The organism is Roseomonas acroporae (genome assembly GCF_023223525.1).
GTDB classification, from domain to species: domain Bacteria; phylum Pseudomonadota; class Alphaproteobacteria; order Acetobacterales; family Acetobacteraceae; genus Roseomonas_E; species Roseomonas_E acroporae.
In genome coordinates, this window is the sequence record NZ_JALPRX010000134.1 from 1 (window position 1) to 12,545 (window position 12,545).

Annotated in this window: 13 protein-coding genes; 7 read left to right on the top strand and 6 right to left on the bottom strand. The window is 75.6% G+C overall.

The window, feature by feature from the left end; genetic code table 11:
* Together M0638_RS24830 and M0638_RS24835 are read right to left on the bottom strand one after the other, a co-directional pair.
* Nucleotides 1–951, bottom strand: a 951-nt coding sequence (locus tag M0638_RS24830; protein WP_248669649.1) for a Bug family tripartite tricarboxylate transporter substrate binding protein, incomplete at its 3' end; no start/stop codon positions are given.
* A gap of 117 nt (nt 952–1,068) precedes the next feature.
* Nucleotides 1,069–1,848: an AraC family transcriptional regulator gene (locus tag M0638_RS24835; protein WP_248669650.1), complete on the bottom strand. Its 780-nt coding sequence runs from the start codon at nt 1,846–1,848 to the stop codon at nt 1,069–1,071.
* Nucleotides 1,849–1,996: 148 nt separating this feature from the next.
* On the opposite strand from M0638_RS24835, the gene M0638_RS24840 reads away from it, so the two are divergent.
* Nucleotides 1,997–3,238, top strand: coding sequence for an MFS transporter (locus M0638_RS24840; RefSeq protein WP_248669651.1), 1,242 nt, complete (start codon nt 1,997–1,999; stop codon nt 3,236–3,238).
* Nucleotides 3,239–3,534: 296 nt separating this feature from the next.
* Here the strand turns inward: M0638_RS24840 and M0638_RS24845 are convergent, their stop codons facing one another.
* The gene (locus M0638_RS24845; RefSeq protein ID WP_248669652.1) at nt 3,535–3,807 is read right to left on the bottom strand and encodes a hypothetical protein; all 273 of its coding nucleotides are present in this window, start codon (nt 3,805–3,807) and stop codon (nt 3,535–3,537) included.
* A 378-nt stretch (nt 3,808–4,185) separates the two neighbouring features.
* Between M0638_RS24845 and M0638_RS24850 the strand changes: the two genes are divergently transcribed.
* Nucleotides 4,186–5,106, top strand: a complete 921-nt coding sequence (locus M0638_RS24850) for a shikimate dehydrogenase (protein WP_282572281.1) — start codon at nt 4,186–4,188, stop codon at nt 5,104–5,106.
* Nucleotides 5,103–5,918 (top strand): dephospho-CoA kinase, encoded by an 816-nt coding sequence (locus tag M0638_RS24855; protein WP_248669653.1) that lies wholly within the window; start codon nt 5,103–5,105, stop codon nt 5,916–5,918. The genes M0638_RS24850 and M0638_RS24855 overlap by 4 nt, the downstream gene beginning before the upstream one ends.
* Here the strand turns inward: M0638_RS24855 and M0638_RS24860 are convergent.
* A complete protein-coding gene (locus M0638_RS24860; RefSeq protein WP_248669654.1) occupies nt 5,878–6,225 on the bottom strand; it encodes an EF-hand domain-containing protein in 348 nt (115 codons plus the stop codon). The genes M0638_RS24855 and M0638_RS24860 overlap by 41 nt on opposite strands.
* 60 nt (nt 6,226–6,285) lie before the next feature.
* Between M0638_RS24860 and M0638_RS24865 the strand changes: the two genes are divergently transcribed.
* A complete protein-coding gene (locus M0638_RS24865) occupies nt 6,286–6,720 on the top strand; it encodes a PH domain-containing protein (protein WP_248669655.1) in 435 nt (144 codons plus the stop codon).
* A 184-nt stretch (nt 6,721–6,904) separates the two neighbouring features.
* Here M0638_RS24865 and M0638_RS24870 read toward each other — a convergent pair whose 3' ends face one another.
* Nucleotides 6,905–8,425 (bottom strand): phospholipase D-like domain-containing protein, encoded by a 1,521-nt coding sequence (locus M0638_RS24870; RefSeq protein ID WP_248669656.1) that lies wholly within the window; start codon nt 8,423–8,425, stop codon nt 6,905–6,907.
* A gap of 366 nt (nt 8,426–8,791) precedes the next feature.
* A complete protein-coding gene (locus M0638_RS24875) occupies nt 8,792–9,127 on the bottom strand; it encodes an H-NS histone family protein (protein WP_248669657.1) in 336 nt (111 codons plus the stop codon).
* 369 nt (nt 9,128–9,496) lie between these two features.
* On the opposite strand from M0638_RS24875, the gene M0638_RS24880 reads away from it, so the two are divergent.
* The 3 genes from M0638_RS24880 (at nt 9,497) to M0638_RS28980 (ending at nt 12,382) form a co-directional block, all read left to right on the top strand.
* Complete coding sequence (locus tag M0638_RS24880; protein ID WP_248669658.1) at nt 9,497–10,516, top strand: lipid A deacylase LpxR family protein; 1,020 nt, start codon at nt 9,497–9,499, stop codon at nt 10,514–10,516.
* A gap of 184 nt (nt 10,517–10,700) precedes the next feature.
* Entirely contained in the window at nt 10,701–11,207 is a 507-nt protein-coding gene (locus M0638_RS24885; protein ID WP_282572282.1) for a DNA polymerase ligase N-terminal domain-containing protein, read from the top strand.
* Between the two features lie 116 nt (nt 11,208–11,323).
* Nucleotides 11,324–12,382: a S1C family serine protease gene (locus M0638_RS28980; RefSeq protein ID WP_282572283.1), complete on the top strand. Its 1,059-nt coding sequence runs from the start codon at nt 11,324–11,326 to the stop codon at nt 12,380–12,382.
* Nucleotides 12,383–12,545: the final 163 nt, after the last annotated feature.

The window sequence follows — 12,545 nt, forward strand, 5'->3', positions numbered from 1 at the left end:
CGTGACGATGTCGCCCCAGGCCTCGCGCTCGCGCCGCTGCATCGCCGCCAGGGCCTCGGACGAGGAGGGTTCGGGCTTGCAGGCCTGGGCCTTCAGCACCTCGGCGAAGCTGTCCGCCCGCATCGCCTCGTGCGCGGCGGCGGCGAGCTGCGCCACCACCGGCGCCGGGGTGCGGGCCGGGGCGTAGAGCGCCTGCCAGAGCCCGATGGTCATGTCGAAGCCCAGCTCGCGCAGCGTCGGCACGTCCGGCAGCAGCGGCAGCCGCTCCGGCGAGACGACGGCGAGGATGCGGGTGCGCCCGTCGCGCGCCATGCTCTCGGCGACGCCCGCCGGCACCGCCATGGTGTCGACCTGCGCCGCCATCACCGCCTGCATCGCCGGCGCCTGGCCGGTGAAGGGCACGTGCAGCATCTCGGCGTCCACCTGCCGCAGCACCCGCGCGAAGGCGAGGTGCGAGGTGCTGCCGACGCCCCAGCTCGCGAAGGAGAGCCCGCCCCGCTCGGCCCGCGCCGCCGCGACCAGCCCGGCGAAATCCTTGATGCCCGGCCGCGCCGGCCCCGCCACGATGGCGAAGGGCACGGTGGTGACGAGGCTGACCGGGGTGAAGTCGCGCTCCGGCTGGTAGGGCAGGTTGCGGTAGATGAAGGCGTTGATGACCTGCGTGTCGACGATGCCGAGCAGCATCGTGTGGCCGTCCGGCGCGGCGCGGGCGACCGAGGCCGCGCCGACGCCGCCGCCCGCGCCGGCGCGGTTCTCCACCACCACGGGCACCTTCAGCGCGCCGGCGAGCGGCTGTGCCAGGGCGCGCGCGATGATGTCGTTCACGCCGCCCGGGTTGAAGGGCGAGACGAGGCGCACCGTGTGGTCGGGGAAGGCCAGGGCGGGCGTCGCGGCGAGCGCAGCGGCACCGCCGAGGAGGAGGCGACGGGTCGGGCGGAAGGAGCTGGGCATGCGGGCGGCTGGCTCCGGGGGACGCGCCGGGGCGGCTGCCGGCGGCATCTGGGGGCGTGGGCCGTGCTTGCTGGCGGTGATTCAGGTCACGTTTCCTGACGTGATGACGGGGCGGCGTCAAGCGGCCCGCGTCGCCCCGCCGCTTCCGGCGCCGCCGCCCGCGGCCGCCCCCCGGCTCGCCCCCGGCGACACGCCGAAGGCCGCGCGGAAGGCCTGCCCGAAGGCCGAGGCGCTGCCATACCCGACCGCCGCCGCCACGCGCGCCGGCGGCACGCCGCGCCCGAGCAGCGCCACCGCCTCGGCCAGCCGCAGCGACTGCCGCCAGCGCCCGAAGCTCATGCCGGTCTCGTGGCGGAACAGGCGCGAGAGGGTGCGGGCGCTGGCGCCGCTGCGCGCGGCCCATTCCTCCAGCCCCAGCGGGCTGGCCGGGTCCTCGCGCAGCGCCTCGGCCAGGCGCCGCAGCCGGCGGTCGCGCGGCTCGGGCACGCCGAGCGGCAGGGCGGGGGCGCGGGCGATCTCGTCCAGGATCAGCGCCGCGAGATGCCCGCCGCGCCCCGCCACGTCCCATTCCAGCGGCTCGGCGCAGGCGGCCAGCACCAGCTCGCGCAGCAGCGGCGAGGCCACCAGCACGGTGGTCTCGGCGGGGCCGGCGCGGGCCGCGTCGTCGCGCAGGAACAGCGAGCGCATCGCCACCTCGCCCTGCATCGTCACGGCGTGCGGCAGGTGCGCCGGCAGCCAGAGGGCGCGCCCGGTCGGCACCACGAAGCGCGCGGCGTCGGTGGTCACGCGCAGCACGCCCTGCGTCGCGTAGAGGAGCTGCGCCCGGTCGTGCAGGTGCCGGCCCGTGGTGTCGCGGTCGTGGTAATCGCGCGCCATGACGGCGAGCGGGCGGTCCACCCTGGCCTGCGGCGGCCGGCTGAGCAGGGCCGGCGGAGGACCGTCGGTTTGGCCGTTTCTCGACATGCTTTGTCCCGACGTCGCCTCCCGGCCAGGATAGGATGCCGCGCAGGACGCAACAACAACGTCGGCAACACGGGACGGAGCCATGCACAGCGCCAAGCGCCAGATCCTCTTCGTCAATCTGGCCCACACCATCACCCACTACGCGCTGCTGATCCTCGCCACGGCGGTGCTCGGCATGATCGCGCAGGAGCCCGGCCGCTTCGGCGATGGCTACGGCGCCATCCTCGCCCTCGGCACCGGGCTGTTCGTGGTCTACGGCGCCGGCTCGCTGCCCATGGGCTGGCTGGCGGCGCGCTTCGGCAGCAAGGCGATGATGGTCGCCTTCTTCCTCGGCTCCGGCCTCTGCCTGATCGCCGCCGGCTTCGCCACCGGGCCGTTCAGCCTCGCCCTGACCCTGGCCCTGGCCGGCGCCTTCCTCGCCATCTACCACCCGGTCGGCACCGCCATGCTGGTGGAGGCGGCGGGCGACAAGATCGGCCGCTCGGTCGGCGTGAACGGCGCCTTCGGCAATTTCGGCGTCGCGCTGGCACCGGTGGTCACCGCCCTGCTGGCCCAGGTGGCGGGCTGGCGCTGGGGCTTCCTGGTGCCCGGCGTGGTCTGCGTGGTGGCCGGGCTGCTCTACCTGCGCGAGCCGGCCTTCGACGCCCACAAGGCGCGCGCCGCGGCGCGGCCCTTCCCCGCCATCCCGCCCGCCGTGGTGCGGCGCGCGGTGATCACGCTGATGTCGATCGCCGTGGTCTCGGGCCTCGTCTTCAACGCCTTCACCCTGCTGCTGCCGCGGCTGATGCAGGAGCGTCTGGCCAGCTCGCCCGACCTGCTGCCGCTGGTGGGCGGCCTCGCCTTCGCGGTGACGCTGACCGGCGGGCTGACGCAGTTCACCGTGGGCCGGATGATCGACCGGATGACGCTCAAGCGCGTCTTCCTGCCGCTCGGGCTGATCCCGCTGCCGGCCTTCCTGCTGCTGTGGCGGGCCGAGGGCTGGGCGGTGCTGGTGCTCTCGGCGCTGATCGCCGCCGCCATCTTCGGGCAGGTGACGGTGAACGAGACGATGACGGCGCGCTACATCGCCCCGGCGCTGCGGGTGAAGCTGTACTCGATCCGCTTCTTCGTGGGCTTCCTCGGCGCGGCCGCCGCCTCGCCGCTGATCGCCTGGCTGTACGGGCTGGGCGGCGGGGTCGGGCTGGTGCTGCTGGTGCTGGCCGGCTTCGGCACGGTGACGCTGCTCTGCGCCCTGTTCTTCCCCGACCGCCCGGAGGAGCTGCGGCCCGAGCTCTGGGCCGCCGAGGCGCCGCCGGCGCCACCCGCGGCGGTGGCGGCGGAGTAGGTCGCCGGGCGGCGCGCCGGGAGAGATCGCCGGGGCCTTTCCCCGGTTCGGCCCCGCCCGCCGCTACCCGCCCGTGCCGGCCTGACGGTGCGCCGCACCGGGAGCCGCGTCGACGCAAGGCGCCAGCCGGGACCGGTCGGGGGCGGCCATCGGGTCGGCCTGACGGATCGGCCTGACGGATCGGCCAAGCGGGGGATCGGCCAGGCGGGGCCGGTGCGGTGCCCGGTGGCGGCGCCGCCTCGACGGCACCTGACGCCCCGCGCCGTCCCGGTGACGTCCGGCGCGGGGCGCCGCCTTCAGCGGCGCGGTCCGGGCGGGCTCGTCGTGCCTGGCGCGGCAGGGGCGGGCTGCGGCGTGCCGAGCTGGCGCGCCAGGCGCTCCACCTCCTGGTCCAGCCGCCGGTCAACCTGCGGCGCGGGCGCCACGCCGGCATCGCGCTCGCGCGCGGCCACACCGGCATCGGGCTGGTGATGCCGCCAGTCCCAGGTGTTGCCGTTGGCCTGCGCGGCGACGGGGCGCGGCGGCAGGGCGCAGGCAAGGGCCAGGAGCAGGCCGGGAATCCGGGTCATCGTCGTCTCCCAAGCAAACCTCCGAACGTCCGCGCACGGACGGAGGGCCGAGCAGGGTCGCGTGGCCCGCCTCCGCCGGGATCCATCCGCGGGGCCGGCTGCGCAGGCCAGCCCAAAGCGGATCGCCGAGGGACGCGGCGGCCCGGCACCGGGAAGCCGCCCCGCGCGGCAGGGCCGGCCGGCGCCGCAGGATGCCGGCGGCGCGCCGCACAACGGAAGGGCGGGGCCGGCGGGCGGCACCCGGCCGCTGCCGCCGGGACGGGAACGTTCGTCGGGCCACCGGGTTCGGCCGCGTCCCCAGCCGACGGGCCGGTCCGACATGCCGGCCCGTGGCGGCACGGATTGACCACGGCCGGCCGGCCGGCGAGTCTGCGCGCCATGCCCATCCTCTCCGGAAAGGCGCGGCTGGCCGGCGTGTTCGGCTGGCCCGCCACCCATTCCCGCTCGCCCCGGCTGCACGGCTTCTGGCTGGAGCGGCACGGCATCGACGGCGCCTACGTGCCGCTCTCCGTGGCGCCGGCGCAGTTCGAGACGGCGGTGCGCGGCCTCGCGGCGGCGGGCTTCCGGGGCGCCAACGTCACCATCCCGCACAAGGAGGCCGCCTATGCCCTCTGCGACGAGGTGGACCACGCGGCGCGCCGCGCCGGGGCGGTGAACACGCTGCGCTTCGAGGCCGGCCGCATCCTCGGCGGCAACACGGACGGGTTCGGCTTCCTCGAATCCCTGGCCGAGCAGGCGCCGGGCTTCGACCCGGCCGCCGGCCCGGCGGTGCTGCTCGGCGCCGGCGGCGCCTGCCGCGCCATCGCCGCCGCGCTGCTCGACGAGGGCTGCCCGCGCGTGACCCTGGTCAACCGCACCACGGAGCGGGCCGAGGCGCTGGCGCGCGACCTCGACGCCACCGATGCGCGCCCCGGCCGCCTGCGCATCGCCACCGAGGCGCCGCTCGACGGGGCGGCGCTGCTGGTGAACACCACCTCGCTCGGCATGGAGGGGCAGCCGCCGCTGGCGATCGACCTCGCCCCGCTGCCGGACGGGGCGGTGGTGGCGGATGCCGTCTACGTGCCGCTGGAGACACCGCTGCTGGCCGCCGCCCGGGCGCGCGGCCTGCGCGGCGTGGACGGGCTCGGCATGCTGCTGCACCAGGCGCGGCCGGGCTTCGAGGCGTGGTTCGGCGTGGCGCCGGCGGTGGACGCGGCGCTGCGCGAATTCGTCGCCGCCGACCTGCCGAGGACGGCGGCCGGCCCGCCGGACGTCCCGACGAGCGCCCTGGCGGGCCCGGGCGCGGCGGCACGGCGTTGAGGATCATCGGCCTGACCGGCGGCATCGGCATGGGCAAGTCCACCGCCGCCGGCATCTTCCGCCGCCTGGGCGTGCCGGTGTTCGACGCCGACCTCGCCGTGCACCGCCTCCAGGGGCCGGGCGGGCGCGCCGTGGCGCCGATCGGCGAGGCCTTTCCCGGCACGCTGCGGGAGACGCCGCGCGGGCGCATGGTGGACCGCGAGGCGCTGCGACGCGCCGTGCTGGGCGACCCGGCGCGCCGGGATTCCGGGGCGCCGGCGGCGACATCGGACCGGACGACGCCGAACCGGACGACGACAGACCGGGCGGTGCCGGACCGGGCGATGCCGGACCGGGCGATGCCGGACCGGGCGGCGCTGAACCGGCTGGAGCGCATCGTCCACCCGCTGGTGCGCGACGAGGAGCGCCGCTTCCTGGCCCGCGCCCGCCGGCGCGGCCTGCCGCTGGTGGTGCTCGACGTGCCGCTGCTGTTCGAGACGCGCGGCGAGGGGCGCTGCGACGCGGTGGTGGTGGTCTCGGCGCCCGCCGCCGTGCAGCGCGTGCGCGTGCTGCTGCGCCCCGGCATGACGCCCGAGCGGCTCGACGCCATCCTGGCGCGCCAGATGCCGGACGCGGAGAAGCGCCGGCGCGCCGACCACGTGGTGTGGACCGGCCTTTCGCGCCACGCGACGCAGCGGGCCATCCGGGCGCTCGTGCGCCGGCTGCGCACGGGCGATGGCGGGCCGCGGCGCCGGGGCGCGAGGCGGCGTTCCCGGGCTGCGCCCGGTGCCGTCACGCCCCGATCTGCTGCGCCCCGATCTGCTGCGTCATGACGCCGCCCATCGCCTCCTGGGCGCGCAGCGCGGCGGCCTGGAGCGTATCGGACAGCTCGCGCCCCGCCGCCACCAGCTCTCGCCGCGTCACCGTGCCGTCGCCGTCGCTGTCGGCCTGGCGCAGCGCCGTCTCGAAGGCGCTGGGGCCGTTGGCGCCGCTGCCCGGCACGTTCTGCCGGGCGGCGGCACGTTCCGCCGCGCTGACGCGGCCGTCGCCGTCCGTGTCCCGGTGCGAGGCGTCGCGGTTCAGGTGCTCGAACAGGCGCTGCCGGACCTCAGCGGCGCCGGCGATGATGGTGCCGATCATGGCTGCCTCCGTGGGCCGCTCGGATGCGGCCCGGTTCCGCCGCGGGGTTCAGCAAGCCGCATGCCGCGCGCGACGGCCGGCGAGGGGAACGGGAGGACGCTGACCATGGCCGAACAGGTGCTGCTGACGACGCGCGAGACGAAGCGCTCCTTCGGCCTGCGGCGCGGCGCGATGGCGGTGGCGGCGCTCGGCCTGCCCTTCCTGGGGCGGCAGCGGATCACCGTCACCGACCAGCGCATCATCATCGAATCCGGCTTCCTGACCCGGGTGCGCGACGACATCGAGGTGTTCCGCATCCGCGACGTGGTCACCTCGCAGAGCCTCTGGGCGCGGGCGCTCGGGGTGGGCGACGTGGTGGTGCGCAGCACCGGCGCGCCGGGCATCCACGAGGAGCACGTGCTGCGCGGCGTGCCGCGACCGGTCGAGGTGATGGAGACCATCCGCGGCGCCTGGAACAGCACGGCCCGGCCGCGGGTCTCCACCAACCTCGACTGATCCGCGCCTCCACGCCTCGGGACAGGGCGCCTCGGGACGGGGCGCCTCCGGGAGGCCGGGGCGCGCGCCGCCGGCCCGGCCGCGCGCGGCCGGGCCCGATCTCGGGCGCGTCACCCTGGCGGGCGGGTGGAGCATTCCCGAGCGGGGCGCACTCGCCCGGCGCCCCGGGACCGCCTCCCCTCCCCTACACGTAGGGCAGCAGCAGCCGCATCGCCGCATCACGCAGCCGCGCCGGCAGGGAACGCCGCGCCAGCATCTCCGCCTCCAGCCGGCCGCCGCGCTTGCCGAGGACCACCGCCTCGACCGCCGCCGCCGTGGCGGCGTCGTAGATCTCGACGTTCAGCTCGAAGTTCAGCCGCAGGCTGCGCATGTCCCAGTTCGAGCTGCCGACGAGGCTCCACGCCCCATCCACCACCATCAGCTTGGAATGGTCGAAGGGCGGCGGGTTGAGCCACACCCGGCAGCCGGCGGCGAGCAGAGGCCCGACATGGGCGTGCATCCCCCGGTCCACGACGGGATGGTTGCTCCGCTCCGGCACCACGATGTCCACGGCGACGCCGCGCAGCGCGGCCAGGGCGAGCGCGGTGACCAGACGTTCGTCCGGCAGGAAGTAGGGCGTCGCGACGCGGACCGAGTGCCGGGCGCAGGTGATGGCCTGCAGCATCAGCAGCTCGATCTTCTCGACGTCCTGGTTCGGCCCCGACGTCACGACGCGCGCCGTGACCACGCCGGCCGCCACGGCCTCCCCCAGCGCATTCCTGGGCGCATCCCTGGGCGCATCCGCCAGCGCATCCCTGGGCGCCTCGTCGGCCGGCGGCGCCGTGCCGGCGCTCCCCTGCACGAACCGCCAGTCCCGGTCGAACGCCTCGGCGAGCTGGCGGACCACGGGGCCGCACAGGGCGAAGTGCACGTCGCGCACCGGATCGGGCGGGTCCTGCCGCAGCAGGTTCTCGGCGCCGATGTTGAGCCCGCCGGTGAAGCCGATGCGCCGGTCCACCACCAGGATCTTCTTGTGCGAGCGCAGGTTCAGGAACGGCATGTTCCAGGGCAGCGGCGAGTGCATGAAGCGGGCGGCCGGCACGCCCGCCTGCCACAGCCGGCGGCAGGCGGGCGAGGCGAAGTAGCCGCCGCCGATCCCGTCCACCAGCACCCGCACCGCGACGCCGCGCCGGTGGGCGGCGATCAGCGAATCGAGGAACGGGGCGCCGGCCGCGTCGTCGCGCAGGATGTAGCTCGACAGGTCGATGCAGGACGACGCCCCCTCGATCGCGGCGAGCATGCGGGGATAGGCCTCGTCGCCGTCGTGCAGCAGGGTCACGGCGTTGCCGGCCTCGGCGGGGCGGCCGGTCAGGCGCAGGGCGGTGCGGTCGAGGGCGGCGAGGGGCTCCGCCGGCGGCGGCGCCGGCAGGGTGGCGACGTCCTCCCCGCCCGCCCTGACCGGCCTGGAGGCCCGGGCGCGCTCCCGCACCCGGTTGATGCCGAGCAGGTAGTAGAGCGCGCTGCCCACGAAGGGCGAGAGCCAGATCAGCCCGATCCAGCCGGTCGCCGAGGCGACGTCGCGCTTGCGCAGCAGCACGTGCGCCGTGACCAGGGCCGAGAGCACCACGTGCAGCAGGCTCAGCCCGACCGTGCCCAGCAATGGGCCCAGCAATGGGCCCAGAAACGGACCCCAGAAGGAGCCCGGGGCGGACCAGGCGTCGGTCACGCGCGCCACCCTCCCGCCCGGAATCGCGCGACGCCGCGGCCGGTGGCGGCCGTTCCGGCGCGGCGGGCCGAGGCGGGGACGACCGGAGCGGGAAGGGCCGGAGCATGGATCGAACGTGATTCCGGGGCCGGAAAATATCCGCCCGGAAAATCGACGTGTATCAACGATGCCGTAACGCGCATGCCCGGCGTGCGAAACGGGACGGGCCGGCGAATCGGCCGGTGGTCGGCGCCGGCGATCCGATACGCCACGAGGGCGGGAATATCATCGCCACGGCGCGCCAAAAACGGAACGCTCCCGATCGCGAGCCTCGCCGGCCGTTCATGCGGCAACACGCCGTCAAGGATGGCGTAATCCCGGCCCGGCTCAGTTCCGGGCGAGATAATCCTGCCGGTGCTTGCCCTGGGCTTCGAGCTCGGTGAGCCATTTCGGCATCCGGCCACGGCCGCTCCAGGTCTGGCCCTCCTCCGGGCCGCGATACTTCACCGGCACGGTGCCACCCGCGTCCTTGCGCACGCGGCGGCGCGGCGGCGCCGGCTCGGGCTTGCCGGAACGCAGCCCGAACAGGCCTTCGAGGCTGAGGCCGAGCTGCGCCGCGCGCGTTTCCATTTCCTCGATCAGCGCCTGCTTCGCGCCTTCGACCTTCTGCTGCCGCTTCTCGGTCGCCTTCTCGATCAGCTGGGTCAGCTCCTCGGCGGACATTACGTCCAGATCAATCATGGGTTTCATCGTCGCATATTCCCCGATCGGTGCGAATCGCCGGGCGCATATAAGCACGGCCGAGAAATTCCAAATAGCGTGATCGCGATTTCCGGAATGCTTCCGGAATAACGGACGGCCGGCGCCGGCCCGTTTTTTCCTCCGCCATGCCGGCGATCGGCAAAACAGCGCGGCCGGCGAAACACCGCCCGCCCTTGGGCGATTGTGGTGAAGTCGCCGGCCGGCCTATGCCTGTGCCTGGAAGCCGGCCGGTCCCGGCCCGCCGATCCGCGCCCGACCGCAGGCGGATGCGCCCGGGCCATGGCCGGCCCCTCCCCGCATGACCGGCGGGATGACACCGGAAGGAGCGAAATGCGTCGTCAGACCCGCGGCCGCCTGATCCTCTGCCTCGCCCTCGGCGCCCTGTCCTGCGGGGCCGCACCCGCCGGGGCCGGGACGCCGGGCACCGTCTCCCCCTATGCCGGCGGCTCGCTCAGCCTCACCAACGAGAACGACATGTGGGGCGGCACCGACCGCTACTACACCAACGGGCTGCAGGCGCGCTGGACCTCGCCGGCCGGGCCGCCCACGGGCGCGGTGGGCTGGCTGGACCGGCAGGCCGGCTGGCTGCTCGGCCCCGGCGAGTTCCGCTGGGGGCTCGGGCTGAGCCAGTCCATCTTCACCCCCGAGGACATACGCCGCCGCGTTCCGGACCCGTTCGACCGTCCCTATGCCGGGCACCTCTACGGCTCGCTGACCCTGGAGCGCGCCACCGAGACCCGGCGCACCGTGCTGGAGTTCCAGCTCGGCCTGACCGGCCCCGGCGCGGGCGGCGAGTTCGTGCAGAACCGCTGGCACGACGTGATCAACAAGTTCCACGCCGAGGGCTGGCGCTACCAGCTCCGCGACGAGCCGACCTTCGGCGTGCTGACCGAGCGCGACTGGCGCGTGGCCCTGCCGCCGGTGCGCGGGATCGCCGCCGAGGTGATCCCGAACGCGACGCTCGCCCTCGGCAACGCCTACACCTATGCCGGCACCGGCGCCCTGCTGCGCCTCGGCAACGCGCTGGATGCCGACTGGGGGCCGGTGCGCATCCGGCCGGCTCTCTCCAGCTCGCCGCTGACGCGCCCGCGCGAGGAATTCGGCTGGTACGCCTTCGTCGGCGTGGGCGGGCGCCTCGTCGCGCGCAACCTGTTCCTGGACGGCAGCACCTTCCGCAGCGGCAGCCCGAGCGTGGACCGGCGCTGGGCGGTGGGCGAGGTGCAGTTCGGCGCCGCGCTGCTCTGGCGCGGCATGCGCCTCTCCTACACCCACGTCATCCAGTCCGAGGAGTTCACGCGCCAGCACAACGGGCAGGTGTTCGGCTCGCTCAGCCTGACCATCCCGTTCTGACCGCCCGCCGGCCCGGCGGCAACCGGGCCGCGCCGGCCACGTTGCGCGCGACGTCATGGCACACCCCGCATCGACGCCCGAGGGCGCGGTCCACGGTCCCGCCCGGGGGAATCCCGGGGAAGTGCCCCGGCGGACAGGCCGGGGAAGCGCCGGACCGGCGCGGGAGGCCGCGCATGCCGCCGGGATGGCGCCGGGGCGGACGATCTTCGTCGTGCAGAAGCATGCGGCGCGCCGGCTGCACTGGGATTTCCGGCTGGAGCATGGCGGCGTGCTGTGGAGCTGGGCGGTGCCGAAGGGCCCGTCGATGGACCCGGCCGACCGGCGCCTGGCCGTGCGGGTCGAGGACCACGCGCTCGGCTACGCGCGCTTCGAGGGCACCATCGCCGCCGGCAGCTACGGCGCCGGGACGGTGGCGCTGTGGGACGAGGGCTTCTGGGAGCCGCCGGCCGACCCCGCCCGGGACCTCGCGGCCGGGGCCCTGAAATTCCGCCTCGCCGGCCGCCGGCTGCGCGGCGGCTTCACCCTGGTGCGCTTCCGCCCGCGCGGCGGGCGGAGCGGCGACGACTGGCTGCTGATCAAGGAGCGCGACGCCGAGGCGCGGCCGGGCCTGGACGCCGCCGCGATCGAGGCGGCCGACGGCGTGCCGCCCCGGGCCGCTCCCGACAGCCCCGCCCGGCCGGCGCGAGGCTGAGAGTCGCGGCCGGCGGTGCCCTGTGGCGGTTCCCCGTGGCGCCGCCGGTGTAACCCGCCCGCAAGCCGGACACGGCACAGTTGACCGGCAGCAATTGCGACAGGCATTTTTTCCCGATGCGCCGCTCCGCCCCTTCGCGCCTCCTCCTGCTGTGCTGCGCCGCCGGGCTGAGCATGGCGCAGTCGAAGCCGCCGCCGCTCGGCGTGCAGCCGGCGCCCGGCGGCCCCTATCCGCCGCCCTATGCCGGCCCGCCCGCATCGCCGCAGGGCGCCGGCGGCAAGCCGCCGCCGCTCGGCGCCGCCGTGCCGCCCCAGGCGCCGCCCGGCGGCGGTCCCGGCGGCGGTCCCGGCGGCAGGCCCGGCGGGGGTGCGCCCGGCGGAACGCCGGGCGGCAACTATGCCTCCGTTCCCGGCCGCAAGCCGCCGCCGCTGGGGCAGAACGAGGCGCCGCGCTACGCCGGGCCGCCGCGCCCGCCGCCCTCGATCGGCACGCCGCCCGGCCCGGCTCCCGTTGGTCCCGGCCAGACGGAGCGGCTGCGCCCCGTCTCCACCGGCACCGGCTTCGTGGTGGCGCCCGGCCGGATCATGACCAACCATCACGTCACCAACAACTGCACGGAGATGCGGGCCCGCACCGCCAACGGTACCGAGCTGGTCGGCACCGTGCTGAACAGCGACGAGGAACGCGACCTGTCGCTGATCGCCGTGCAGGGCACGCCCGGCCCGCCGCTGGTGTTCCGGCGCGGCCCGGAGGTCAGGCGCGGCGAGAGCGTGGTCACCTACGGCTTCCCGCTCGCCGGCCTGCTCTCCTCCGGCCCGACCCTGACCACGGGCGACGTCTCGGCGCTCTCCGGCCTCGGCGACAACCCGAACCAGATCCAGATCAGCGCGCCGGTGCAGCCCGGCAATTCCGGCGGGCCGCTGCTCGACCTCGCGGGGCACGTGGTCGGCGTGGTGGTGTCGAAGCTGAACGCGCAGCGCATCGCCCAGCGCACCGGCGACATCCCGCAGAACGTGAATTTCGCCGTGCGCGTCGAGGCGGCGCTGGACTTCCTGCGCCGCAACAACGTCCAGCCGCGCCTGGAGGACACGCCCCCCGGCCCCGCCTCGCGCAGCGCGGCCGAGGTGGGCGACATCGCCCACCCCTCCACCGTCTTCCTGCGCTGCATGCGCTGAACGGAACCGCGGGCCGGAGCGGAAGGCGGCCCGCGGGGGATGGACTCTGGAGGGATGGCCAGTGGGGGATGGCCTGTGAGGGAACGGACCGCCGGGGAACGGACGGGGCGGCGCCCCTTAGAGCGTGCTGCGTTTACATGGAAGCGTATCCTGAGTTGGCGAG